Origin of the sequence: Mesorhizobium sp. M0664 (assembly GCF_040320565.1) — a bacterium.
Taxonomy (GTDB): Bacteria; Pseudomonadota; Alphaproteobacteria; order Rhizobiales; family Rhizobiaceae; genus Mesorhizobium.
This window is the reverse complement of sequence record NZ_JAMYPW010000001.1, coordinates 70913-95855: the sequence shown is the minus strand read 5'-3', so window position 1 is coordinate 95855 and position 24943 is coordinate 70913. Positions and strand designations below refer to the sequence as shown.

General features: G+C 62.5%; 20 protein-coding genes. 7 read left to right on the top strand and 13 right to left on the bottom strand.

All coding sequences use genetic code 11. From position 1 onward, the window contains the following. The first annotated feature begins 115 nt into the window (after positions 1–115). Both gyrB and NKI39_RS00435 read left to right on the top strand, forming a co-directional pair. A complete protein-coding gene (gene gyrB / locus NKI39_RS00440) occupies positions 116–2587 on the top strand; it encodes a DNA topoisomerase (ATP-hydrolyzing) subunit B (protein WP_352453677.1) in 2472 nt (823 codons plus the stop codon). 245 nt (positions 2588–2832) lie between these two features. Beyond that, positions 2833–3750 carry a hypothetical protein gene (locus NKI39_RS00435; protein ID WP_352830284.1) on the top strand — a complete coding sequence of 306 codons (918 nt, stop codon included), beginning with the start codon at positions 2833–2835 and terminating at the stop codon, positions 3748–3750. Positions 3751–3838: 88 nt separating this feature from the next. On the opposite strand, the gene NKI39_RS00430 is transcribed toward NKI39_RS00435, so the two are convergent. From NKI39_RS00430 to NKI39_RS00380, 11 genes are all read right to left on the bottom strand, one after another. After that, positions 3839–5359, bottom strand: coding sequence for a hypothetical protein (locus NKI39_RS00430; protein WP_352818641.1), 1521 nt, complete (start codon positions 5357–5359; stop codon positions 3839–3841). 92 nt (positions 5360–5451) lie between these two features. After that, a complete protein-coding gene (locus NKI39_RS00425; RefSeq protein WP_352469888.1) occupies positions 5452–6849 on the bottom strand; it encodes an NAD(P)(+) transhydrogenase (Re/Si-specific) subunit beta in 1398 nt (465 codons plus the stop codon). Positions 6850–6855: 6 nt separating this feature from the next. Then, positions 6856–7278, bottom strand: coding sequence for an NAD(P) transhydrogenase subunit alpha part 2 (locus NKI39_RS00420; RefSeq protein WP_036238371.1), 423 nt, complete (start codon positions 7276–7278; stop codon positions 6856–6858). Further along, a complete protein-coding gene (locus tag NKI39_RS00415) occupies positions 7278–8552 on the bottom strand; it encodes a Re/Si-specific NAD(P)(+) transhydrogenase subunit alpha (protein ID WP_352469886.1) in 1275 nt (424 codons plus the stop codon). Before NKI39_RS00415 ends, NKI39_RS00420 begins: the two co-directional genes overlap by 1 nt. 81 nt (positions 8553–8633) lie before the next feature. Next, positions 8634–8858: an aa3-type cytochrome c oxidase subunit IV gene (locus tag NKI39_RS00410; protein ID WP_254816044.1), complete on the bottom strand. Its 225-nt coding sequence runs from the start codon at positions 8856–8858 to the stop codon at positions 8634–8636. A gap of 173 nt (positions 8859–9031) precedes the next feature. Next, on the bottom strand, positions 9032–9181 hold the full coding sequence (locus NKI39_RS00405) for a DUF3096 domain-containing protein (protein ID WP_352469885.1): 150 nt from the start codon (positions 9179–9181) through the stop codon (positions 9032–9034). Positions 9182–9302: 121 nt separating this feature from the next. Then, positions 9303–10085: an N-acyl amino acid synthase FeeM domain-containing protein gene (locus tag NKI39_RS00400; RefSeq protein ID WP_352469883.1), complete on the bottom strand. Its 783-nt coding sequence runs from the start codon at positions 10083–10085 to the stop codon at positions 9303–9305. A 150-nt stretch (positions 10086–10235) separates the two neighbouring features. Beyond that, positions 10236–12557: a putative bifunctional diguanylate cyclase/phosphodiesterase gene (locus NKI39_RS00395; protein ID WP_352452207.1), complete on the bottom strand. Its 2322-nt coding sequence runs from the start codon at positions 12555–12557 to the stop codon at positions 10236–10238. Between the two features lie 152 nt (positions 12558–12709). After that, the gene (locus NKI39_RS00390; protein WP_352830281.1) at positions 12710–16189 is read right to left on the bottom strand and encodes an indolepyruvate ferredoxin oxidoreductase family protein; all 3480 of its coding nucleotides are present in this window, start codon (positions 16187–16189) and stop codon (positions 12710–12712) included. Between the two features lie 225 nt (positions 16190–16414). Further along, a complete protein-coding gene (locus tag NKI39_RS00385; RefSeq protein WP_352767308.1) occupies positions 16415–16945 on the bottom strand; it encodes a hypothetical protein in 531 nt (176 codons plus the stop codon). Next, positions 16938–17546, bottom strand: coding sequence for a CGNR zinc finger domain-containing protein (locus NKI39_RS00380; protein ID WP_352767310.1), 609 nt, complete (start codon positions 17544–17546; stop codon positions 16938–16940). The genes NKI39_RS00385 and NKI39_RS00380 overlap by 8 nt, the downstream gene beginning before the upstream one ends. 140 nt (positions 17547–17686) lie before the next feature. Here NKI39_RS00380 and NKI39_RS00375 point away from each other — a divergent pair, with 140 nt between their 5' ends. From NKI39_RS00375 to NKI39_RS00360, 4 genes are all read left to right on the top strand, one after another. Next, positions 17687–18592 carry a branched-chain amino acid ABC transporter permease gene (locus NKI39_RS00375; protein WP_352830278.1) on the top strand — a complete coding sequence of 302 codons (906 nt, stop codon included), beginning with the start codon at positions 17687–17689 and terminating at the stop codon, positions 18590–18592. Between the two features lie 204 nt (positions 18593–18796). Then, a complete protein-coding gene (locus NKI39_RS00370; protein ID WP_352830275.1) occupies positions 18797–19381 on the top strand; it encodes a TRAP transporter small permease subunit in 585 nt (194 codons plus the stop codon). Further along, positions 19381–21159, top strand: a complete 1779-nt coding sequence (locus NKI39_RS00365; RefSeq protein WP_352470175.1) for a TRAP transporter large permease — start codon at positions 19381–19383, stop codon at positions 21157–21159. Before NKI39_RS00370 ends, NKI39_RS00365 begins: the two co-directional genes overlap by 1 nt. A 16-nt stretch (positions 21160–21175) precedes the next feature. Beyond that, positions 21176–22198: a zinc-dependent alcohol dehydrogenase family protein gene (locus NKI39_RS00360; RefSeq protein ID WP_352540377.1), complete on the top strand. Its 1023-nt coding sequence runs from the start codon at positions 21176–21178 to the stop codon at positions 22196–22198. Between the two features lie 65 nt (positions 22199–22263). On the opposite strand, the gene NKI39_RS00355 is transcribed toward NKI39_RS00360, so the two are convergent. Beyond that, complete coding sequence (locus tag NKI39_RS00355; protein ID WP_352540376.1) at positions 22264–23373, bottom strand: TRAP transporter substrate-binding protein; 1110 nt, start codon at positions 23371–23373, stop codon at positions 22264–22266. A 284-nt stretch (positions 23374–23657) separates the two neighbouring features. Between NKI39_RS00355 and NKI39_RS00350 the strand changes: the two genes are divergently transcribed. Beyond that, on the top strand, positions 23658–24431 hold the full coding sequence (locus NKI39_RS00350) for a gamma-glutamyl-gamma-aminobutyrate hydrolase family protein (protein WP_352540375.1): 774 nt from the start codon (positions 23658–23660) through the stop codon (positions 24429–24431). A 14-nt stretch (positions 24432–24445) separates the two neighbouring features. Here NKI39_RS00350 and NKI39_RS00345 read toward each other — a convergent pair whose 3' ends face one another. Beyond that, a complete protein-coding gene (locus tag NKI39_RS00345) occupies positions 24446–24841 on the bottom strand; it encodes a hypothetical protein (protein WP_352469876.1) in 396 nt (131 codons plus the stop codon). Between the last annotated feature and the right edge of the window lie 102 nt (positions 24842–24943).

The following is a 24943-nucleotide window of genomic DNA, read 5'->3' as shown; positions in this document are numbered from 1 at the left end:
ATGCCTGCAAACCTTGGAAAAACCGCCTTTTGCGCCTATATCTACGACATTAGGAATGCGCGATTCGAAGCCGATTTTTCGCGCTCTGCACACGGCATCAATCAGACAGGTTTTCATGAGCGACCAGACCGACATCGCCAACGGCGTTGAAGCCGAATACGGCGCCGATTCCATCAAGGTTTTGAAGGGCTTGGATGCCGTTCGCAAGCGGCCGGGCATGTATATCGGCGATACCGACGACGGCTCGGGCCTGCACCACATGGTCTATGAGGTGGTCGACAACGCCATCGACGAAGCACTGGCCGGCCATGCCGACCTGGTGACAGTGACGCTCAATCCGGACGGATCGGTGACGGTCATCGACAATGGCCGCGGCATTCCGACCGATATCCACACCGGCGAAGGCATTTCAGCGGCCGAAGTGATCATGACGCAGCTGCATGCCGGCGGCAAGTTCGACCAGAACTCCTACAAGGTCTCAGGCGGCCTGCACGGCGTCGGCGTGTCGGTCGTCAACGCCCTGTCGGCCTGGCTGAAACTGAAGATCCGCCGCAACGGCCAGATCTACGAGATGAGTTTCACGCATGGCAATGCCGACGCGCCGCTGCGCATCACCGGCAGTTATGAACAAGACAAGGTCCCCGGCACCTATGAAGGGCGCAGCGGCAGCGAAATCACGTTTTTGCCGTCGTCCGAGACTTTCACCATGGTCGAATTCGACTACGGTACGCTGGAGCATCGGCTGCGCGAGCTCGCCTTCCTGAACTCCGGCGTGCGCATCGTTTTGACCGATGCCCGCCATGCCGACATCGTGCGCCATGAACTGCACTACGATGGCGGGCTGGAAGAGTTCGTCCGATATCTCGACCGGACGAAGAAGCCGTTGCTCGACAAGCCGATCTCGATCCGCGCCGAGCGCGACGGCATCACGGTTGAAGTCGCCATGTGGTGGAATGACAGCTACCACGAGAACGTGCTGGCCTTCACCAACAACATCCCGCAACGCGACGGCGGCACGCATCTGGCAGGCTTCCGCGGTGCGCTGACGCGCCAGATAACCGGCTATGGCGACTCCTCGGGCCTGACCAAGAAGGAAAAAGTGGCGCTGATCGGCGATGATTGCCGCGAAGGGCTGACCGCGGTGCTGTCGGTCAAGGTTCCCGACCCGAAATTCTCCTCGCAGACCAAGGACAAGCTGGTGTCGTCCGAGGTCCGCCCGGTGGTCGAAGGGCTTGTCAACGAAGCGCTCGGCACCTGGCTCGAGGAGCACCCGACCGAGGGCAAGGCGGTCATCGAGAAGGTCATCCAGGCCGCTGCCGCGCGCGAAGCCGCGCGCAAGGCACGCGACATCACCCGCAAGAGTTCGCTCGGCGTCACCTCGCTGCCCGGCAAGCTGGCCGATTGCCAGGAGCGCGATCCGGCGAAATCCGAGATCTTTATCGTCGAGGGCGACAGCGCCGGCGGCTCGGCCAAGGGCGGCCGTTCGCGCCAGAACCAGGCCATTCTTCCGCTGCGCGGCAAGATCCTCAATGTCGAGCGCGCCCGCTTCGACCGCATGCTCGGCTCCGACATGATCGGCACGCTGATCACCGCGCTCGGCACCTCGATCGGCAAGGACGAGTTCAACGCCGACAAGCTGCGCTACCACAAGATCATCCTGATGACCGACGCCGATGTCGACGGCGCCCACATCCGCACCTTGCTGCTGACCTTCTTCTTCCGGCAGATGCCGGAACTGATCGAACGCGGGCATCTCTACATCGCGCAGCCGCCGCTCTACAAGGTGACGCGCGGGAAGAGCTCGCAATACATCAAGGACGAAGCCGCCTTCGAGGAATTCCTGATCGGCTCCGGGCTGGAAGAAGCGTCGCTTGCGCTCAGCACAGGCGAGGTGCGGGCTGGACAGGACCTGCGCAGCGCCATCGACGACGCCTTGGCTGTCCGCCAACTCATCAACGGATTGCACACGCGCTATAACAGAGGCGTGGTCGAGCAGGCAGCGATTGCCGGCGCGCTCAACCCGGAGATCTTCACCGACCTCCGCCGCGCCAACGAAACGGCCGAGCGTGTTGCCCGTCGTCTCGACATTATCGCCGAGGACACCGAGCGCGGCTGGATCGGCCGCATGTCGACCTCGAACGAGGGCATTGGCGGCTATGTCTTCGAGCGAACGGTGCGCAGCGTCAAGGAGTTCGCGCATCTCGACCTGGCATTGATCAATTCCGCCGACGCACGCCAGCTCGACCGCTATGCGCCGCGCCTGGCGGAAATCTACGGCGAGCCGCCGGTGCTGCGCCGCAAGGATGTCTCGGAAACCATTTCGGGGCCGCTGGCACTGCTCAATGCCGTGTTTGCCACCGGCCGCAAGGGCCTGACCATGCAGCGCTACAAGGGCCTTGGCGAAATGAACGCCGAGCAGCTCTGGGAAACGACGCTCGACCCGAATGTGCGGTCGCTGTTACAGGTCAAGGTCAATGACGCGACTGATGCGGACAGCTTGTTTTCACGGCTGATGGGCGACGAGGTCGAGCCAAGGCGCGAATTCATCCAGGAAAACGCGCTGTCGGTTGCCAATCTGGACATCTGAGCCGCCATCCAGATACCCAGCCAGCAGGCATGAAGTGTATTGGTGCGCCTTGGCGCACCAATACGACTGCTGCAACGCAACAAAGATCACCAGGACCGCCGGAACGGAAAGGCTTTCAAGGCATTGTAGTTGATCACAATCGCCGCAGGAGGCATCCATGGGACGTGGCATTTTGCTCTGGCTTCTCGGAGTCCCAATTCCGATCATTATTCTGATCATGCTGTTCGCACGGTAGGGAGGCTTCGATGCAGTCCACCGTAACAGCTGTCGACGTTTCCGCCCCGACGGAATCCGCTTCCGCTGCTGTCAGCTGGGGGCCAATCGTCGCCGGCGCCTTTGCTGCGTCAACGCTTACCTTCATCTTGATGCTGCTCGGCTCCGGGCTTGGGCTGAGCATGGTGTCGCCATGGTCCGGCTCGGGTGCGTCAGTCACCACTTTCGCCGTTTCCACCGCCGTCTGGCTGATCGTCGTGCAGTGGCTGTCGTCGGCCCTGGGCGGCTACCTCGCCGGACGCCTGCGCACCAAATGGGTCGGCATCCACACCGATGAAGTCTTCTTCCGCGATACCGCTCACGGCTTCCTGGCCTGGGCGCTGGCGACGCTGCTCGTCGCCGGCGTGCTCGGCACGGCGCTTTCGGCCGCGATAGGTACCGGTGTCCAGGCTGCTTCGACTGTGGCATCGGGCGCGGCAATGGGCGCTTCGGCAGGTGCTGCTGCAAACGCGGGTAGCGCCTCGACCGACAACGCCACATGGTATTTCGTCGATACGCTGTTCCGCCCGGCCGATCCGGCAAGGCTCGCTGCCGCCAACCCGGAGAGCGACGCCGCGGCAACGGCGCAGGCATCGCGCATTCTAGTCGCGAGTGCCGCAGCAGGCGAAATATCGGCCGACGACAAGACCTATCTGTCGCGGCTGGTGGCCGCCCGCACAGGCCTGTCCGAAGCGGATGCCACCGCTCGCGTCGATACGGTAATCGCCAGAGCGCAGGACGCCAAGGTCAAGGCCCAGCAGGCGGCCGACACCGCCAGAAAGGCAGGCGCCACCTTCTCGCTGATTGGCGCGCTGTCGCTGGTCGTCGGGGCCTTCATTGCCAGCGCGGCTGCAGCACTTGGCGGCAGGCAGCGCGACGACGAGGAAGCGATTTTCCTGACCAATCGTTGATCGGTGACTAAGCGAACTCGGTCCGCTTCGGGAAGATTACGCCCGAAGGGGACCTTGCTTTGAACTGCCGCCGCGCATTGCTTGCCGCCTACAGCTCAGCTTCCAGTTTGCGGCCGAGATCGACCGCATCGCGCAGCACGGCAAGGTGCGAGCGCGGCTGTACGCCGGCCAGCGCGTCGACCTCGACGCCGCTCGCCGTCAGCGACCAGTAGAGCCTGTGCGTGAAGACGCGGCCGCCCGAGCCGCGCAGCTCGACCTGGATGTTTTCCACGCCGGGACCAAAATTTTCCGTCATCCGCCCTGAAATCGGGTCGCCGGTCAGCCAGCCATTGCCCCTGTCGAAAATATTGGTCCAGCGTGTCGCGGCAAACACCGCGCCATGATGCACTGCCCGCTGCGGCTTGCCGGAATGGCTGCGCCCTTCCTGGTAGAGCATGGTCCCGCCCGCCGCTCTGTCGGCGATCGGCGGGCATGCTGAAAACAGGCGCTCGGCGATGCCGCGCCTGAATTCGGCGAGGTTGTAGGTCACCAGAAACTCGCTGTGGGTCAGCGGACTGCCGAGCGTGACGAAATCGCTGATCTTCCACGGCAGCGGATGATCGGCGTCGCCGACGCGAAGCTGCCGGTAGAGCTCCCATTGGCTGCGCCGGAATGCGGGGAGGTCATCGAGGCTGTCGGGCCAAGCGGAGGCATCGGCGGCGAGCGTCGCCTTGTCGACGGCGTGGATCGCCTTCAGCCTCGCTTTGTCGCGAATGGCTTCCAACTTTCTAGGCCTGAAATCGGCCCACAATATCTGCAAGAGATCATAGGCGATGATCGACCCGAGGCTGTGCGAGACCAGCACGATGCGGTCATAGGCATCGTCCATCATGAGACGCTTCAGCAGCTTGAGGCCACGCTCGCGGACCAGCGCCCGCTTCTCGACCGTTGCCGCTTCGGCGCGCACATAGGCGGCGACGTCGCCGAAATAAGGCAAGCCAAACTGGTCCACCGACCAGATGACGAACGACGCCAGAACCGTGACAAGCACACCGGTCGTCCAGGAGATGTAGCCTTGCCAGGTCGACGTTGCGAGCGCCAGCGCCGCGCCGAGGACGACGATGGTGGCCAAAAGCGTGACGACATAGAGTTTGAGCACATCGCGCGGAATATCGGCCGGCTTGCGCCAGAGCAGGGTCGTCACCCAGGCAGCAAGGCGGCTTCGGGTCGTGCCCTGGGTGATGTCGGCCCAGTAAAGCTCGTAGAAATCGGTGCGGCGGCCATCGACATCATAGGGCGTGGTGATCCGGCGGAGTTCGTGCGAATTGGTCCGACTGTCGGGCGTGATCCAGCTCTGGTTGATCTTCGCACCCATCGGGTCGGCCGGATCGGGGATATGGGCATAGAACGGTGCACGGGCCGGATCGTGGCTCCATACGGCCTGGACAAACTCCCTCAACGTGTCCATGGGACGCTGCTCGCCCATGCCGTGCACGACCACTACCGCCTGGCTGCGCTTGCGTGGCGCCTTCTCTGCTGCGGTCAGATCGGCGGCCGGCAATGCAGCAGAACCAGGGTCGGGCACCAGCACCTCCACGATGACGCCGTTAGCAAGACGACGGGTCGGCATCGTAGCTTCAGAACCGGTAGCAGCCAAGAAAAAGCCCGGTGCGGAGCCGGGCTGTATTCGACGATCGGCAGTGAGTTGGCAGCGACGCCGTTTCAGTGATCTATCGCTTTGACGATCTCCTCGGTCATCTTCTTGGCGTCGCCGAGCAGCATCATGGTGCCGTCCTTGTAGAACAGCGTGTTGTCGATGCCGGCATAGCCGGAGCCGAGCGAGCGCTTGACGAACAGGCAGGTGCGGGCCTTGTCGACATCGAGGATCGGCATGCCGTAGATCGGTGACGACTTGTCGTCACGGGCCGAGGGATTGGTGACGTCGTTGGCGCCGATGACATAGGCGACGTCGGCCTGCGCGAACTCAGAGTTGACGTCCTCCAGCTCGAACACTTCGTCATAAGGCACGTTGGCTTCGGCCAAGAGCACGTTCATGTGGCCGGGCATGCGGCCGGCAACCGGGTGGATGGCGTATTTGACGTCGACGCCGTTGGCCTTGAGCTTGTCGGCCATCTCGCGCAGCGCGTGCTGCGCCTGGGCGACGGCCATGCCGTAGCCCGGCACGATGATGACCTTTTGCGCATTCATCATCAGATAGGCGGCGTCCTCGGCCGAGCCCTGCTTGACCGTGCGCTCGATGCCGTCGTTGGCAATGGCTGATGTCTCGCCGCCGAAGCCGCCGAGGATGACCGAGATGAAGCTCCGGTTCATGCCTTTGCACATGATGTAAGACAGGATGGCGCCCGACGAGCCGACCAGCGCGCCGGTGATGATCAGCGCCAGATTGCCGAGCGTGAAGCCCAGGGCGGCCGCGGCCCAGCCCGAATAGGAATTCAGCATCGACACGACCACCGGCATATCGGCGCCACCGATCGGGATGATGAGAAGCACACCCAGCGCCAGCGAGGCGGCAACGATCAGCCAGAACACCACCTTGGACTCGGTGGTGACGAGCAGCACGATCAGCACGATCAGCGCAATGCCCAGGGCCGCGTTGATGAAGTGGCGGCCACCGATCATGATCGGCTTGCCCGACATGCGGCCGTCAAGCTTCAAGAAGGCGATGACCGAGCCGGTGAAGGTGATGGCACCTATGGCAACGCCGAGGCTCATCTCGATCAGTGCCTGGGCATGAATATCGGCGACCGTGCCGATGCCGAAGCTTTCCGGTGCATAGATGGCGGCGGCCGCCACCATGACCGCGGCAAGACCGACCAGCGAGTGGAAGGCGGCGACCAGCTGCGGCATCGAGGTCATGGCAATGCGCCGTGCCGTGACCGCACCGGCCGAGCCGCCTATCAGCAGCCCGAGCACTATGAGGCCGAAGCGCCCGGCCGAAGGGGTCGCCAGCGCCAGCGTCGTGGCGATGGCGATGCCCATGCCGATCATACCGTACATGTTGCCCTGGCGGCTGGTGGTCGGATGCGACAGGCCGCGCAATGCGAGGATGAACAGGATGCCGGAGACCAGATAGAGAAAGGAGGCGAAGTTGGCGTTCATAGCGGCCTACTTTTCCTTCTTCTTGTACATGGCCAGCATGCGCTGGGTGACGAGGAAGCCGCCGAAGATGTTGACCGATACCAGCATCAGAGCAACGAAGCCGAAGCCGGTGGCAAGCCCTGAGGCCGAGATGCCGACGGCCAGCAGCGCGCCGACGACGATGACCGAGGAAATGGCGTTGGTGACCGCCATCAGCGGCGTGTGCAGTGCCGGTGTGACGGACCACACGACGTAGTAGCCGACGAAGATCGCCAGGACAAAGATGGCGAAGCGAAAGACGAAGGGATCGATGGCACCGCCGGACAGCGCGTGAGCGGCGTCACCCGCCGCCTCGGTGCCGGGCGCGGCCGCCAGGTTCTGCACAGCGAGCCGCACGGCAGCTGTCGCCTGGTCGAGCTGGTCGAGGGCTTTCTGCAGCGTCTGATCCATCACGCGATCCCTCCGGTGGTCTTAGGCTTCCTCGCAGCGGCCGTTTTCTTCGCAGCCGGCTTCGCCGAAGCCTCGGCAACCATCGTCCTGGCCGGAATGGCCGGTGGCTCGACATATTGGCCCTTTGGCGGCTCCTGCTCAGCCTTTGCGAAAGCCGGATGCACGATCTTGCCGGCATCGGTCAGCATGGTTGCCTTGACCAGCTCGTCGTCGCGGTTGATGGCCAGCGTCTTCGCCGCCTTGTCGACCAGCGTCTCGAGGAAGGCATAGAGGTTCCTGGCATAGAGAAGCGAGGCCGAGGCGGCGACGCGACCGGGAACGTTGAGATGGCCGACGATCTTTACCCCGTTGGCGGTGGTCATCACCTGCCCGGGCACGGCGCCCTCGACATTGCCGCCGCGCTCGACCGCAAGGTCGACGATCACCGAGCCGGGTTTCATCGAGGCGACCATCGCCGCCGAAACCAGCTTCGGCGCCGGCCGGCCGGGGATCAGCGCCGTGGTGATGACGATGTCCTGCTTGGCGATGTGCTCGGCAGTCAGCGCCGCCTGCTTGGCCTGGTATTCCTTCGACATTTCCTTGGCGTAGCCGCCGGCCGTCTCGGCCGCCTTGAACTCCTCGTCCTCGATGGCCAGGAATTTTGCGCCGAGCGAGGCGACCTGCTCCTTGGCGGCCGGGCGCACGTCGGTGGCGGTGACCACGGCGCCGAGGCGGCGCGCGGTGGCGATGGCCTGCAGACCGGCGACCCCGACGCCCATGACGAACGCCTTCGCAGCCGGCACCGTGCCCGCCGCCGTCATCATCATCGGCAACGCCCGGTCATATTCGGCAGCCGCATCAATCACCGCCTGGTAGCCGGCGAGGTTGGCCTGGCTGGATAGAACGTCCATCGACTGCGCCCGGGTGATGCGCGGCATGAACTCCATGGAGAAGGCAGTAACACCGGCCCTGGCAAGGGCTGCGACGGCAGCGTCGTTGCCGTAAGGATCCATGATCGCAACGATAGCGGCGCCGGCCTTGTAGCCCTTCAGCTCGGCGTCCGTGGGGCGGCGCACCTTCAGCACCACATCGGCCCTGGCTGCATCGCCGGCCTTGCCGATCGCGGCGCCCGCCTTGGCAAACTCCTCGTCGGGAACGCGCGACGCCGTGCCGGCGCCGGTTTCCACGATTACGTCGAAACCCAGTGCTGCCAGCCGCTTCACCGTATCGGGCGAGGCCGCGACGCGAGGCTCGTTTGCGTCGAGCTCACGAGGGATGAAAACCGTCTGTCCCACCGCACGATCCTTTCGGCCGGAACCCTGTTACCGCAAGACACCGACCGACCCCGGCGGCGCCTTCGACAAAGGTTGGAGGAGTTATCGGAGAATAAAGGCGCCGATGGCCAGGATCAGCACGAAGAGGATAGTCGCCGAGAAGAAGCCGCCCACAAAGAAGCCGAACGCCATGGCAAGAAGCACGGCGGCGCAAAATAGCGACCCATATTTGGCCAGCATCACAAAGCCGGCATAGGTGCGGTCGTGCTCGGCATAGTCCATCTTCGCGCCCAGTTCGACAGGACCGGTCGGCGTGTGTTCAGCCATTGGAATACCCCTTCGAAGACATCTTTCAGGCACATAGCGAAAAGCCGCGTTAAGGGCAATGGCGCTATTGCCGCATCGCCGCAGCCAACAATCTCAAGTAAAACTTGAAATCGCTGCGCGGAGCGCGGCGATACCAATCACAATGGATGGCAGGTCCGCTATTGCCGATGCCGTTAGCCGGCGAGATGCGGGAACAGCCCGAGCAGGCCGACAACGATCAGATAAAGGGCGACGATATAATTGAGCAGCCGCGGCATCACCAGGATCAGCACGCCTGCGATCAGGGCGATGAGCGGGGTGAGGGCGAGCGTGGAAATGGTCATGTCGGTTCCTTTGATCGGATGGCTATCGAAGCGATGCTTGGTGGATGCCGGCCATGCCGACCTACCACCAGCGCACCCTTGCCCAGAACGCCGAAGCGACCGGAAGGCTCCATGGGCTCGTTCAGGCGGCTTCGCGAAAATACTTGGCGGTGGGCAGGATGGTCAGCGGGGCGAGTTCGCCGGCACCGGGCGTATCGAACAACATGCGCTGCTCCATTGGCGTCGAACGGAAGAACGGAAAGCGAGCGTAGGTTTCATTCTTGATCGCCAGGACATCGGCTTGATAAAGCAGCGCGAAACAGTTGATCACGCCGGCATAGGGCCGCGCATCGCCAATCGGTCGCGCCCGATAGATGCGCTTGTAGAAAGCCGCATGGTCCTCGCGGATCATGGATATGCAATAAGGCGCGCCGAAATGGAAGCAAGCCATGCCCGCAAGGCGCAGCGTCACATACGGGATCTGCGGGTAAAGCCGTGACCATTCGGCGTCCACGGCAAAACGGCTCGGGTCGATAAAGACTTCGCCGGCCGCCAGACGCGGCATCAACAAGTCCTTGTAGACGCTGAGCGCTGGTGATGTGGCGTTATCAGCAGACACGTTATGCAGGCGCATTGTGCTGACCAGCCGCCCCTCGATATAGATTCCGAACGTATGGCAATTGGGCAGTTCGTCAAACTCGTCATGGACCTGACGAGACGCATTCTCGGGCACCAGATCGTTCATCCGATAGGAATTGTAGCGCAGCCTGTAAATGTTTTCGAAGTCCTCGCCGCTTTCACAGCGTCGGTACTCCGTCCGGTCAAGCAGCGCATAAACATGTTGCGCGAAGCTGGACATGGTCTCGGACGCATCTTTCCCACCAGCGCCCGCCGCATGGCCGAGCGAACTCAACTGGGCACACATGAACTCTATTCCCCGCGATTACCGCCACCAGCCAACACTACGGACGGGTCATGAGATGTAAAGATGAAAATAAGTAGGAGCTCGTTTACCGCTCGTTAAGGTTAACAATTAATAAAATTATACTAAAATACGCGGGTTTTCAGCGCGAAGTCAGCGCCGCGGCGCCTTCCTTGCCGTCTGGATGTCCTTGGCAAAGGGCCAGACGGTGCTCGACATCGTCTCGATGCCGGACGCGCTGAGTGCCGACCCGAACAGAAAGCCCTGGACCAGGTCCGGCTTGACCTGCAATGCCAGGATCTTGAGCTGTTCGAAGGTCTCGACACCTTCGACGGTAACCGAAAGTCCCAGCGGCCGTGACAGGTTGACGATGCCCTTGAGCAATTCGAGCGACCGGCTGTTCTGAGTGACATCCATCAGGAACGAGCGGTCGATCTTGATTTTGTCGAGCGGCAGTTTGTGGAGATAGCTGAGGCTCGAATACCCGGTACCGAAATCGTCGAGCGCAATGCGCACGCCGAGCCGCTTCAACTCCTCGATATATTGGCGTGTCAGCGATTTGTCGTCGAGCAGCGCCGTCTCGGTGACCTCAATCTCCAGACGTCCGGCGGAGAGACCGGATTCAGCCAGCGCGTCGCGAACCTTCTGGATGACATCACGGTTGCGGAAATCCTTGGCCGAGAGATTGACCGACACGCTGGTCTGGGCCGGCCATTTGGCGCATTCCGTGCAGGCCGCATGCAGGACGAAGGTGCTGATGTCGGAAATAATCCCCATTTCCTCCGCCAGCGGAATAAAGATACCGGGGGAAATCGGCCCGAGATCGGGATGATCCCAGCGGCACAGCGCTTCGCAACTGGCGATACGCATCGTGCTCATCGCGACGATCGGCTGATAGACCACCCGCAATTCGTTGTTTTCCACGGCGCTGCGCAGGTCCGCCTTCATCAGCTGACGGCTGCGGAAGGCAGCATCCATGGAGGCCTCGAACAGCCGCCAACCGTTCTTGCCAAGCTCCTTGGCCTTGTAGAGTGCAAGGTCGGCTTTGACGATCATGGCGTCAACGTCGGTATCCTTGACCCGCGACAGCACCGCGCCGCCGGAGGCCTGGATGCGTAATCCGTGGCCGGCGACATCGACCTCGCCCTGTAGATTGACAAAGATCTCGTCAACCTGGCCGGTCAGGTGGCTTTCATCCTCAATGCGCTCGAAGAAGATCATGAACTCGTCGCCGCCGAAGCGGCTGACGGTGATGCCTGGCCCAGCGACTGCCGCCAGCCGCTCGGCAACGGCGTAGATCAATCCGTCGCCGACCGGATGGCCGAGCGTGTCGTTGACGCTCTTGAAATCATCGAGATCGAGCACCACCAGCCCGCAGAGACGCTCGGGATCCCCTGAGGCCATGGCTTCCACCACCAACTCGTGGAAGTAGGCGCGGTTGGGCAGGCCGGTGAGACTGTCGTAGCGCGCCATGAAGCGGATCTTGTCTTCCGCCTCGACCCGGGCGGTCACATCCTCGAAAGTGACGACGCCCAGTTCCTGGCTGCCTTCGCGCGCCGAAAATTCATAGTGCTGGCCGTTGGTGAGCGAGACCAGGACCTTGCGGTCGCGGCCCTCGCGCAACGCACGCGTCAGCTGGGCTTCGATGTAACGGCAATCTTTCGGCGCCAGCATGCCGCCTGCAGCGCCGCGCATCAGCAGACCGTGGATCGAGCGGCCTAGCAGCGCATCGGCCGATTTGAGCGACATCAGGTGCGCGGCTTCGGCATTGGCCACCGCCACCCGGCCGTCGGGACCAAGCATGACAAGGCCATGCGACATGGTGTTGAGCGCGCGGTTGAAACGCTGCGCGATGCGGTTCGCCTTCTTTTCCTCCGACAGGGCGGTAAACAGGACTTCGCGGACGATGTCGGCGAACCGTTTGATCGCAAACAGAAAAGGGGCCGACATCAGACCGAGGATGATGTGGTAGATATCGCCGCGCAGGATAAAGCCAAGCGATATGGGCCATGTGGTGGTTATGATAAAAATCATGACCATCCGCGGCGACCCATAATTGCGGCCGGCAATCGACGTGACCGATGCCAGAGTGACGCAGACAGAGGCTATTTCGGCATAGTTGTCGTGGCTGTCATTTGCCAGATAGATACTGACGAAACAGAACGCGCCAAGCATGAAACCATGCATCGAACCGAAAATTATGTAATCGTTTTCGCGATCATGGGCTTCTTCCCACGTCGTCGGGGAAGGAAGTCGCCCGTATTTTCGGATGTTGCGAAGGCGCAGAGTACCGACAATGATGAGCCCAGCGGCAACTAGAAGATACGCCAAGTCCATGGTCTTCCAATAGACCAGAATGACGAGGAGTGTCTGCGCAACAAGGCCGATCGACAGCGTGAACCCGTCGCGAAACAGCGTTTCCACGAACGGAATGTAAACGTCGACCGGAATCTCGTTTTTTCGTCTCAGATTCACGCCTGGATCCCAACCCTGGGGAACCCAGCAGTGTCACATTGGCCTTAAGAAAGGTTTAGAGCGGCGTTTCGAACCCTGCCAACATCCATTGGTGACGCGGCGGAAGCAGGGAAACTACCGTTCAGGTAAACAAGGCGTATCACAGCGCTGAATTATTCGGCGGCTTGAAGTTGCGGCCGCAGCGGCGCCGTCGAGAGGCGGTCGAGCAGACGCTGGCGTTCGCCGGCGGCTTTTTCGGCACTGGCCTGCTTGACGTGGCCAAAGCCGCGGATGAGCGCCGGTACCGAAACAAGCGCGGCAGCAACCTCGATCTTGCCCGGCGCCAGCGCGCCGGCGACAAGTTCCAGGTCGGCTTCATAGAGGGCAAGAAGCTGCCGCTCCATACGCCTCTCGGCGCTGTAGCCGAACAGGTCGAAAACGGTGCCGCGCAGGCCCTTCATTGCCGCCAGCAGGCGGAACGCGTTCATCATCCACGGGCCAAAGCTCGATTTCTTCGGCTTCCCGTCACTGCCGCGCCTGCCCATGATCGGCGGTGCGAGATGGAATTCAAGCTTGCCGTAGCTCTGGAACTGCTTTGCGAGCTCTGCGGCAAAGGAGCCGTCAGTATAAAGCCGCGCCACCTCGTATTCGTCCTTGATCGCCATCAGCTTGAACAGGTTCTTTGCGGCAGCCTCGGTCACCACGGTCGACCCGGGCACAGCATTGGTTTCGGCCTTGCGCAGCGCCGCCAGTCTGTCGGCATAGCGCTTGCCATAGGCGGCGTTCTGGTAGGCGGTCAGGAAGCCGACGCGGCGAGCAATGATATCGTCCAGCGTCTCGGCAATGGCGGCATGCTGCGTGGCCTTGCCCGGCTGGGCGAGAAGGCTGCGGACGAAATCCGGCTGGTGGGCGGCGCGGCGGCCCCAGCGAAATGCCGCGACATTCATCGCTACCGCCTCGCCGTTGAGCTCGATCGCCTTCTCGACCGCCTCCGTCGACAGCGGCAAGCCGCCATGCTGGAAGGCGAATCCGAGCATGAACATGTTGGCACCAAGCGAGCTGCCGAACAGGGCAGTGGCGGTGCGGGTAGCGTCGAAGAAATGCGTCCTGTCGTCGCCCGCGGCCGCTCTTATCGCCTTCTTCAGCCGCTCGACGGGCAGCGAGAAATCGGCCGAACGGGCGAACTCGCCCGGCATGATCTCGGCAGTGTTGGCGAGGAAGATGGTATGGCCTTCGCGCACCGCGGCCAACACCTTCTTGGCACCTGAAACGACGAGATCGCAGCCGAGCACGAGATCGGCCTTGCCGGCCGATACCCGAATGGCGTGGATGTCGTCCGGCGTGCGGGCGATGCGGACATGGGTGAACACCGAGCCGCCCTTCTGGGCGAGGCCGGCCATGTCGATCATGCCGCAGCCCTTGCCTTCCAGGTGCGCGGCCATGCCCAGCACCGCGCCTATGGTGACGACGCCGGTGCCGCCGACACCGTCGATGATCGCCGCCCAGCCTTGTTCACCGAGCGCAAATTGCGCCGGCGCCGGCACCCCCGCGAGCGGGTCGGCCGCGCCGGCTATGCCTTCGGCTTTCCTGATTTTGGCGCCGTGAACGGTGACGAAGGAGGGGCAGAAACCGTTGACGCAAGAGAAGTCCTTGTTGCAGCTCGACTGGTCGATCTTGCGCTTGCGGCCGAATTCGGTCTCGACCGGCTGGATCGAGACGCAATTCGACTGCACGCCGCAATCGCCGCAGCCTTCGCAGACCAGCTCGTTGATGAAGATACGCTTGTCCGGATCGGGGAAGGTGCCGCGCTTGCGGCGGCGACGCTTCTCGGCGGCGCAGGTCTGGTCGTAGAGCAGCACCGAGACGCCTTTGACCGAACGCAACTCGCGCTGGACGAGATCGAGGTCGTCGCGGTGATGGATGGTGGCGCCGGCGGGAAATTCCACCTTGCCGGTATATTTGTCCGGCTCGTCAGTGACGATGACGATGCGCTCCACGCCCTCGGCGCGCACCTGCCTTGCGATCATGTCCACCGTCAGGCCGCCCTCGTGCGGTTGCCCGCCGGTCATCGCGACGGCGTCGTTGTAGAGGATCTTGTAGGTGATGTTGGCGTCGGTCGACAGCGCGAAACGGATCGCCAGCACACCCGAGTGGTTGTAAGTGCCATCGCCCAGATTCTGGAAGATGTGCTCGCGCTTCGAGAACGGCGCCTGGCCGACCCACTGCGCGCCCTCGCCGCCCATGGCGGTGAAGCCGACGGTGTTGCGGTCCATCCACAGCGCCATGAAATGACAGCCGATTCCGGCGGCGGCGAGCGAGCCGTCCGGCACCTTGGTCGAGGAATTGTGTGGGCAGCCGGAGCAGAAGAAGGGCGTGCGCGAGGCGATGTCTGACGTGTCGGCCAGCATCGCCTGGAACTGGCGCAATTTCGCAACCCGCGCGGCGATTTCTTCCGACGGGCCGATAGTTCGCAAAATCCTCTCGCCGAGCGCGATGGCAATATCGTTGGGGTCGAGCGCGCCCTTGGCCGGGAACAGCCAGTCGCCGGTCTCGTCCTTCTTGCCGACGATGACCGGCTGCGTCGCGGTGCCGTAAAGGTTCTCGCGCAGTTGCACCTCGATCAGCGAGCGTTTCTCCTCGACGACGACGATGGTATCGAGGCCGCGAGCAAAGTCGGCGATGTGTTGCAGGTCGAGCGGCCACGGGCAGCCGACCTTGAACAGCCTGATACCGATACGACTGGCGGCCGCTTCGTCGACGCCGATATCCTCCAGCGCCTGGCGAACATCGAGATAACTCTTGCCGATGGTGACGATGCCAAGCTTGGCGCTGGTGCCGCCCGAATAGACGATCCGATTCAGCCCATTGGCGTGGATGAACGCAGAAGCGGCGGCGCGCTTGTATTCATGCAACCGCTCCTCCTGGCCGAGCATGTCGATCTCGTTACGGATGTTGAGGCCGCCGGGCGGCATGTCGAAGTCCGGAATGACGATATCTAGCCGGTCAAGCGCGGTATCGACCGAGGCTGTCGATTCGATGTTGTCCTTGACGCATTTGATCGCCGCCCAGGTGCCGGCAAAACGCGACATGGCAAAGCCGTAAAGGCCGTAGTCGATGATCTCCTGAACGCCGGCCGGATTAAGGATCGGCACCATGGTGTCGACGAACAGGAACTCGGTAGCATGCGCGTTGGTCGAGGATTCGGCCATGTGGTCGTCACCCATCAGAGCCAGCACGCCGCCATGTTTCGACGACCCGGCGAGATTGGCGTGGCGGAACACGTCGCCGGAGCGGTCGACGCCCGGACCCTTGCCGTACCAGACCGAAAAAACGCCGTCATGGGTACCTTCGCCCAGCAATTCGGCCTGCTGCGAGCCCCAGCAGGCGGTGGCGGCGAGCTCCTCGTTGAGACCGGGCTGGAAGACGATGTCCGACTGCGCGAGCTGGTTCCTGGCCTTCCACAGCTGCATGTCGAGGCCGCCGAGCGGCGAGCCGCGATAGCCGGAGACGAAACCGGCGGTGTTCAGGCCAGCCCGGCGGTCGCGCTCGCGCTGCATCAGAAGCATGCGGATGACTGCCTGGGCACCCGACAGGAAGATGCGCTCCTTTGCCAGGTCGAACTTGTCGTCGAGCGCGACATTGTGCAGCGTCATCAGGCATTTCCTGTGCGGAGGCCGCGCCTGGAGGTGCGCGGCCAACGTCGGAGTCGAGTGCCCACAGTCTTTCTTCCCTTGCCGGGGAGGTCAAACAAAATCGAAGGTGCCAGGCGGTCCGCAACAAACGATCCGTGCTTGGCCGTGTGGCGCCACGAAACGCCTGTCGGGGAGGATGGCCGAGCATGAAAAATTCCGGCGGCGGTCGGTGCCGCTAGTGATGCATCATGCAGCCTTTGGGCAACTGGGCTTCGGTTCACCGGGCAGCTTGCCGTCGACATGGCCGGCCAAGTCCTTGTTGAGCTCGTAGACTGGCCCGACCACCAGAGGCCGGTCGGGCAGGACCGACTGGTCGAGCGAGGACGTCAGAGTGGTCGCGAAACTCTGTAGCAACTTGCCGCTGGAATCCTCGATGCGGATCGACACCGCATAGGGCTTGTCCTTGACAACGCAGGTAAGCGGCGGGCTGGTGAGCGTCACATGCGGCAACTTCGGCCATATTTTCTGGGTGACGATGATCGGATCACCACCGGCCGGGTTCTGGAAGGAGACCACAGCGACCTGCCCCTCACCCACCGGCCGCAGCGGATTGAGGGTGATGACATAGGTGGCGATACCCAGCCGGTAGTTGAACTCGAACAGCTTCCCGGAAATGGCGAACAGCTGGTCCTTGCCGGAATCACGGCAGGCGCCGAGCGCGGCCGCCGCGAACAACGTCGCGACGACAATCATCGCGCGTGAGAATCTTCTAGACATTGGTGACCTCCCTGGCCGCGGTCCGGCGGCGATAGTGTCGGTTTGCCTTCTGGCGGTTGCCGCACACCGCCATGTCGCACCAGAGGCGGCTGGAATTGCGGCTTTTGTCGACAAACAGCCAGCTGCAGTTCGGACATATCCGCAGCCTGGCGATGGTGTCGCTACGCAGCAGCGACAGCGCCGAGACCGCAAGCGCGGCCTCGAAGGCAATCGGCGTCGCCGGATCACCGAACGGTTTTCCAGGCGTGCCGATTTCGGTGCGGCTATGAGCGAGGCCATCGGCGCAGGCTTCCAAGAATTTCGGCATATCGCCGGTCGCGATCGCACCTTTCGATACCGCGCCGCGAAACAGCCGATCGGTCGTCTCCCGGATCGACAGCACCACCGGTGCGATCTTTTCAGGCGCCGGCGCTACGAGCCGCCTGCCGCCGAGCTCGGCGACGCGAAAGGCACTCGCGGCTTCGGCAAAGCGGGCGATCTCGGCCGGATCGTCGAAACGGTCGAAAGTTTTCTCCGGATCGTTCCGCAAAACGACGGTGTTCGCCGTATCGAGCGCCAGCATGCCACCGGTAAAGCGGTGCGGAGTCCAGGATACTGTCATATGGCGAATCTAACTGATAACTCGCGTTTGACAAGTTAGATTCCGGGTGCAACGCTTGTCACTGAGGCGACCGCCGTACTGAGAATATCGTTCGTCCCAAACCTCTGCCCCGATTGCGGGGCATGCATAGAGGGTCTTGCATGCTCTATTTCTTCCAGCAGGTTCTGAACGGGCTGCATTCGGGCGCGCTCTACGCATTGCTTGCCTTCGGCTACGTGCTGACCAACGGCATCCTGCACCGTACCAATCTTGCCTATGGCGCGCTGTTCGCCTTTTGCGGGCATACGATGATCCTCACCGCGGCGTTCGGCTATCAGGCGCTGTGGCTGACGCTGTTTGCATCGGTCGCGCTCGGCGTAGCTGCGGCATTCCTTTATGCGGCGCTGCTCAGCCATGTCCTGTCGCGAAGTATCTTCGAACCGCTGGCCGACCGCTCGCCCAACGCCATCGTGGTGACGACGCTCGGCATATTGCTGGTCTTGTCGGAAGCCAGCCGCATCGCCGCCGATACCCATGACCTATGGTTGCCGCCAATGCTGGCCCAGACCATCGTCTTCGCGCAGAATGCCAGCTTCAAGGCGACGTTGACGCTGATCCAATTGCTCGATTGCGCCGCCGTACTGGCGGCCATAGCGCTGGCTGCTTGGGGCTTCGCATATTCGAGCTTCGGCCGGAGCTGGCGCGCCGTATCCGACGATCCCAAGGCGGCTGCGATGTGCGGCGTCGATGTCCGTGCGGTGTTTCGGCGTACGGTGCTTTTCGGCGGCCTTTGCGCGGCACTGGCCGGCGTGCTCGCCGCCTTCTACTACGGCAACATCAGCTTCGGCACAGGGTTGGTCTACGGGTTGAAAATCCTGTTCGTGACCGCAGTGGGCGGCTATCTTTCGCCTTTGCGGGCGGCACTGGGCGCCGCCGCTTTCGGCATGGCCGAATCGCTATGGGCCGGCTATTTTCCGCTCGAATGGCGGGACGGCTGGATGTACCTGTTCCTCGTCGCCATGCTTGTGCTGATCGGCGCCGGCCGCGACCAACAGAAGATCGCCTGAGCCGCACCCGACTTTGCTTGGGTGAAAGCGCCGCATGTCCTTGGACATGCAAAGGACGCGGCAGCATTTTGCCGCCCGTCATCTCACAACTGTGTTTATGCGGGCTGTCCCGTGTTGACCCGCCGGACCACGCACTGCATACCGTTGGTCCACAGCGACACGACGGACAGGGAACCGCCGCGCTCTGACACAAGGGAGGAATGCATGGCAGGGCTTCTCGCTCTTTCCAAAACCATTGACCGTTTGAACGAATTCATCGGCAAATGGGTTTCGTGGCTGATCCTGCTGGCGATCCTGGTAAGCGCCGCCAACGCCGTCATCCGCAAGGTGTTCGACATGTCCTCGAACGCCTGGCTGGAATTGCAATGGTATCTGTTCGGCGCCGCCTTCATGCTGGCCGCCGCCTACACGCTGAAGCAGAACGACCATATCCGCATCGATATCGTCTACGGCATGTTCTCGCGCCGCGTGCAGCACTGGATCGACCTTTTCGGTCACGTCTTCTTCCTGATGCCGTTCGTGACGTTGATGGTGGTCTATTTCGTTCCCTATGTGTCGCTGTCGTATCGCAGCGGGGAGATGTCGAACAATTCCGGCGGGCTGATCATCTGGCCGGCGAAGGCGATCCTGCTGGTCGGCTTTTTTCTGCTCGCACTGCAGGGCATTTCCGAAATCATCAAGAAAATCGCCATCATGCGCGGTCAGATGGACGATCCCACTCCGTTCATATCGGCGCATGAGCAGGCCGAACTCGAAGCCAAGGCGCTCGCCGAAGAGGTGCGCTCGTGATCGAGTTCATCGCCCAGAACATGGCGCCGATCATGTTCGCCTCGCTGGTCGTCTTCCTGCTGATCGGCTATCCCGTCGCCTTCTCGCTCGCCGCCAACGGCCTGATGTTCTTCTTCATCGGCGTGCTTCTGTCGCCCTATTCGGGCGGCTCGATCAATCTCGCCTGGCCGTTGCTGCACGCGTTGCCGGATAATTTCTATGGCAGTCGGGTGATGTCGAACGATACGCTGCTGGCGATCCCGTTCTTCACCTTCATGGGCATCGTGCTCGAACGATCCGGCATGGCCGAAGACCTGCTCGACACGATCGGCCAGCTGTTCGGACCGGTCCGTGGTGGCCTTGCCTATGCCGTGATTTTCGTCGGCGCGCTGCTTGCCGCGACGACCGGCGTGGTGGCGGCTTCCGTCATTGCCATGGGTCTGATTTCGCTGCCGATCATGCTGCGCTACGGCTACGACCGGCGGCTGGCATCCGGCGTCATTGCCGCGTCCGGGACGCTCGCCCAGATCATCCCGCCGTCGCTGGTGCTGATCGTCCTGGCCGACCAGCTCGGCCGCTCAGTCGGCGATATGTATAAGGGAGCGCTGATCCCCGGGCTCATTTTGACCGGCATCTACATGCTCTACATCCTGCTCATGTCGATCTTTCGGCCGAAGTCGATGCCGGCACTGCCGCTTGAGGCCCGCACGCTCGGCCACGGTGTGCTGTCGCTGCTGGCGGCGCTGCTGGCGGCGGTGGTGGTTTCCTATGCGGCGTATCGCTACCTCGCGCCGAACCATGGCGGCAACGCCGATATTCTCGGCGCCACCATCGGCGTCATCTTCATCTATGTCGTGGCGATCGTCGACCAGCGCCTGAAGATCAACCTGATGTCCAGACTGGCACAGCAGGTGATCATCGTGCTGATCCCGCCGCTGGCGCTGATCTTCCTGGTGCTGGGCACCATCTTCCTTGGCATCGCCACGCCGACGGAAGGCGGCGCCATGGGCGCCGTCGGCGCGCTTGCAATGGCGGCGGTGAAGGGGCGGCTGTCGCTCGACGTGGTCAAGCAGGCGCTGGCCTCGACGACCAGGCTGTCGTCCTTCGTTCTGTTCATCCTGATCGGCGCGCGGGTGTTCTCGCTGACCTTCTACGGCGTCAATGGCCACATCTGGGTCGAGCACCTGTTGACGTCGCTGCCGGGCGGTGAAGTCGGTTTCCTGATTGGCGTCAACATCCTCGTCTTCGTGCTCGCCTTCTTCCTCGACTTTTTCGAGCTTGCCTTCATCATCGTGCCGCTTTTGGCGCCAGCGGCTGACAAACTCGGCATCGACCTGATCTGGTTTGGCGTGCTTTTGGGCGTCAACATGCAGACCTCCTTCATGCATCCGCCCTTCGGCTTCGCGCTGTTTTATCTGCGCTCGGTCGCCGCGCGCGTGCCCTATCTCGACCGACTCACCGGCAAGCAGATCGCGCCCGTCACCACAGGGCAGATCTATTGGGGCGCAGTGCCCTTCGTCTGCATCCAGGTGATCATGATCGGCCTGACCATCGCCTTCCCGCAGATGGTGATGCACTACAAAGGCACTGTCGTCGATCCTGGCACCATCAACTACCAGGTGCCGGAAACGCCTGGCATCGGCTTGTCGCCGCTTGGCACGCCGCCGGCCAACGGCGGCACTGCCCCGGCCTCACCTTCCCCACCGGATTTGTCGCAGCCGCCGAGCTTCGACGAAAAGCCGCCCGCGAAACCGGCGGCGCCGGCAATCGATCTGTCGCAACCACCGAGTTTCAACTGAGGAAGGCCCGGCAGCCATGAAGGCGGTTCGGTTGGAGCGAGTGGGCAGCCTCGCCGTGTGCGAGGTCGAGAAACCGACCGCCGGGCCGAACGATCTGCTGGTACGCATCGAGGCGTGCGGCGTCTGCGGCACCGACAGGCATCTTTTCCATGGTGAATTCCCGTGCACGCCGCCGGTGACGCTCGGGCATGAATTCTCCGGCATCGTCGAGGCGGTCGGACCTGCCGTATCCGGCTTTTCCGTCGGCGACCGCGTCACCGGCGATCCCAACATTGCCTGTGGCCGATGCGAGCATTGTCAGGCCGGCCGGGTCAATCTCTGCGGCAATCTACGCGCCATCGGCATCCATCGCGATGGCGGCTTTGCCGAATATCTTGTCCTGCCCCAGAAACAGGCCTTCGTCTTGCCAGGCGATCTGAAGCCTACGCATGGTGCTTTCTGCGAGCCGCTCGGCTGCTGCCTGCATGGCGTGGACCTTGCCGCGATCAAACCAGGCTCGTCGGTCGCGGTGCTCGGCGGCGGCGTGATCGGCCTGCTCACCGTTCAACTGGCAAAGCTCGCCGGTGCGACGACCATTATCTTGTCGACCCGTCAGGCCTCGCGGCGGGCTCTTGCCGAGCAATTTGGCGCAACGGCGACGCTCGATCCCAGCGCCTTCGATGTCATCGATGCGATCGTCGGCCGGTCGGGTTTGATGCCGGGCGGCGTCGACGTGGTGTTCGAATGCGCCGGCGTGAAAGACACTGTTGAGCAGGCGATGCGGCTGGCCAAAGCGGGCGGCACCGTCGTCGTCGTCGGCGTGATGCCGCAAGGCATGAAAGTGGCGTTCGAACCGTTCGATCTGCTGTTCCGTGAGTTGAAGGTCCTGGGTTCCTTCCTCAACCCCTTTACCCATCGCCGGGCCGCCAATCTTATCGCCTCGGGGACGATCGAAGTAGATCGGCTGATATCACGACAGGTCAGCCTCGACGAGGCGGTGGCGATCATTGCCAACCCGCCGGCGCCAGGCGAGGTCAAGGTCGTGGTGGTGCCCGACTGATCGCAAATGAATGCGCTACGGCGCCAGTGTTCCGAAAGGAACACTGGCGCCGCGAAGCAACAGGATCAGAGCTTGGCATTGCGCTGCTGGACCATCATGAAGGTGTCATAGTTGTACTCGGCCACCTGCGCCCAGAGATAATGCTCCTTGCGGAACGCCTTGATCGAATCCCAGATCTTCTTGAACGGCGCATTCGAGGCTTCCATCTCGGCATAGACTTCGTTGGCCTTTTCGAAACAGGCGGCCATGATCTCCTGGCTGAACGGGCTCAACTTGGCACCGCCGGCAACCAGCCGCTTAACCGCCGCCGGATTGAGATAGTCGTATTTCTGCAGCATGTTGGCGTCGGCCGCTTGAGCGGCAGTATGCACCAGCGACTTGTAAGCCGGCGAAAGTTCGTCGTATTTCGCCTTGTTGAACATCAGATGGACGGTCGGTCCACCTTCCCACCAGCCGGGATAGTAGTAATAGGGCGCAACCTTATAGAAGCCGAGCTTCTCGTCGTCGTAAGGGCCGACCCATTCGGCGGCGTCGATCGTGCCTTTTTCCAACGCCGGATAAATGTCGCCACCGGCGATCTGCTGCGGAACCACCCCGAGCCTTTGCACCACTTTGCCGGCAAAACCACCGATACGCATCTTGAGGCCGGAAAGGTCGGCGACCGTTTTGATCTCCTTGCGGAACCAGCCACCCATCTGCACGCCGGTATTGCCGCCCGGCAGCCCGAACAGACCTTGCGTCGCCAGGAACTCGTTGAACAGATCGATGCCGCCGCCATGATAGTGCCAGGCGTTGATGCCGCGCGCGTTGAGCGAAAACGGAACCGCCGCTCCCAGCGCCCACGTCGGGTCCTTGCCCCAGTAATAGTATGCCACGGTATGGCAGGCCTCGACCGTGCCGGCTGTGGTGGCATCGGCGGCCTGCAGGCCGGGAACGAGTTCGCCGGAGGCGAAGACCTGGACCTGGAAGTTGCCGTCGGTCGCCTCCGACAGCATCTTGGAAAACACTTCGGCGCCGCCATAGATCGTATCGAGCGACTTCGGGAAGGACGACGCCAGTCGCCAGGTCACTTTCGGATTGGACTGGGCGATGGCCGGCGCAGCAAGTGTCGCGGCAGCGGCCGCAGCGCCGAAACCGGTGGTGCCGGCCTTGCGGATGAACGAACGACGATCCATGAAGTTCCTCCCTTTTGGATCCACTGACCGACATTCGGGACACTTCGGCGCCCGGATCGGCTTCGAGCCGACAATACACAGGCAAGGAGTCGAGTCCAGCACGGCAGCCCGGTTTGAGTGGCGCATTTCGGGGAAATTCACGGCGTTGGGGCAGATCTTGCAACTATAGTCTAAGGTCGATTAACTGGCCTACGCGACACGCCGAAACTTGCCATGGAAATGCGCCTTCGGATCGCCTATTTTGCAGGCAGATAATTCGTTGCACCCGATGGGATCCGGACCAAATGCACCAGCCGCTCGTCGCCGTATCGACCGATGTCCGCCAGTTCGACAATTACACCTGGCATGCCGCGCCACAGCAATATCTCGAAGCGGCGCTTTCGGGTGCAGGCGTGTTCCCGCTGCTGGTACCGTCCTTCGGCGACCGGCTCGACTTCGACGAACTGCTTTCCGCCGTCGACGGCGTCATGGTCACCGGCTCCAAATCGAACGTTCATCCCTCGCTCTATGGCGGCGACGCCAGCGAAGCCAATGGTCCTTACGACTCCGCCCGCGACGCGACGACGTTGCCGCTGATCCGCCGGGCGGTGGAGCGCGGGGTGCCATTGCTCGCCATCTGCCGCGGCATCCAGGAGATGAATGTGGCGCTGGGTGGCACGTTGGCCACCGAAATCCAGGAACGCGCCGGTTCGCTCGATCATCGTGCGCCGGCAAGCGACAATCAGGACGAACGCTTCGCCATCCGCCAGAGCGTGGCGATAAAACCCGGCAGCTGCCTGGCCGGGGTCTTCGGCGCCGGCGATATCATGGTCAATTCGGTGCATCGCCAGGCCATCGACCGGCTTGGCCCAAAGCTGCAGGTCGAAGCGGTCGCCGCCGACGGCACTGTCGAGGCGGTTTCGGTGCGCGATGCACGGGCTTTCGCTGTCGGCGTCCAGTGGCATCCCGAATACTGGGTCAAATCGGACAGTATCTCGGTAAAGATATTTCGCGCATTCGGCGATGCGGTGCGCCTGCATCAGGCGGCGAAATCGGGTGTGCGCGCAGCCGCGGAATAGTCCTGCCGCGCTCGCTAGTTGCCGGCTGACGCCAGCGTCAGCAGCGGCAGCGCCGGCGCGTAGGATTCGTAACCATCGCCGTCGGCGACTGAGAACATGACGATCGGATCGGTGCCGTTGGCGCTGAAGGTGACCGTGCCGTCATCCTGCTCTCGCCAGAACTTCGCCTGCTCGACGCCGGGCAACACCCGGCGGCAATTTGCTGCGACCGTCAACAGCGACAGGCCTTGCGAAATCTCGGCGCCGCGGCTGACCGCACAAGACCCCTCGTTGCCATGGGCTACCAGCCTGTAGTTGCCGGATGAAAGCGGTGACTCACTGGCCGCACGGCTTTCACCGCTACCGGCGTAAAACAGCTGGGCGCTGCCGAACAGCACAGCGACTGCCATCAATGCAGGAAGCGTCTTCATCCTGGTTCTCCGCGCATTTCAAGCGCGCCGGTTCGAAGAGATCAGGGAGGCGCGCTTCATCTTGCTGTCATGTCCTGTCAGGCGGACATACACTGCGAGGGG

Bases quoted from the DNA above. Each gene is read 5' to 3' on its own strand.
- gyrB (WP_352453677.1), top strand. From the start codon at position 116: ATGAGCGACCAGACCGACATCGCCAACGGCGTTGAAGCCGAATACGGC.
- NKI39_RS00435 (WP_352830284.1), top strand. From the start codon at position 2,833: ATGCAGTCCACCGTAACAGCTGTCGACGTTTCCGCCCCGACGGAATCC.
- NKI39_RS00430 (WP_352818641.1), bottom strand. From the start codon at position 5,359: ATGCCGACCCGTCGTCTTGCTAACGGCGTCATCGTGGAGGTGCTGGTG.
- NKI39_RS00425 (WP_352469888.1), bottom strand. From the start codon at position 6,849: ATGAACGCCAACTTCGCCTCCTTTCTCTATCTGGTCTCCGGCATCCTG.
- NKI39_RS00420 (WP_036238371.1), bottom strand. From the start codon at position 7,278: ATGGATCAGACGCTGCAGAAAGCCCTCGACCAGCTCGACCAGGCGACA.
- NKI39_RS00410 (WP_254816044.1), bottom strand. From the start codon at position 8,858: ATGGCTGAACACACGCCGACCGGTCCTGTCGAACTGGGCGCGAAGATG.
- NKI39_RS00405 (WP_352469885.1), bottom strand. From the start codon at position 9,181: ATGACCATTTCCACGCTCGCCCTCACCCCGCTCATCGCCCTGATCGCA.
- NKI39_RS00400 (WP_352469883.1), bottom strand. From the start codon at position 10,085: ATGTGTGCCCAGTTGAGTTCGCTCGGCCATGCGGCGGGCGCTGGTGGG.
- NKI39_RS00390 (WP_352830281.1), bottom strand. From the start codon at position 16,189: ATGACGCTGCACAATGTCGCGCTCGACGACAAGTTCGACCTGGCAAAG.
- NKI39_RS00385 (WP_352767308.1), bottom strand. From the start codon at position 16,945: ATGTCTAGAAGATTCTCACGCGCGATGATTGTCGTCGCGACGTTGTTC.
- NKI39_RS00380 (WP_352767310.1), bottom strand. From the start codon at position 17,546: ATGACAGTATCCTGGACTCCGCACCGCTTTACCGGTGGCATGCTGGCG.
- NKI39_RS00375 (WP_352830278.1), top strand. From the start codon at position 17,687: ATGCTCTATTTCTTCCAGCAGGTTCTGAACGGGCTGCATTCGGGCGCG.
- NKI39_RS00370 (WP_352830275.1), top strand. From the start codon at position 18,797: ATGGCAGGGCTTCTCGCTCTTTCCAAAACCATTGACCGTTTGAACGAA.
- NKI39_RS00360 (WP_352540377.1), top strand. From the start codon at position 21,176: ATGAAGGCGGTTCGGTTGGAGCGAGTGGGCAGCCTCGCCGTGTGCGAG.
- NKI39_RS00355 (WP_352540376.1), bottom strand. From the start codon at position 23,373: ATGGATCGTCGTTCGTTCATCCGCAAGGCCGGCACCACCGGTTTCGGC.
- NKI39_RS00350 (WP_352540375.1), top strand. From the start codon at position 23,658: ATGCACCAGCCGCTCGTCGCCGTATCGACCGATGTCCGCCAGTTCGAC.
- NKI39_RS00345 (WP_352469876.1), bottom strand. From the start codon at position 24,841: ATGAAGACGCTTCCTGCATTGATGGCAGTCGCTGTGCTGTTCGGCAGC.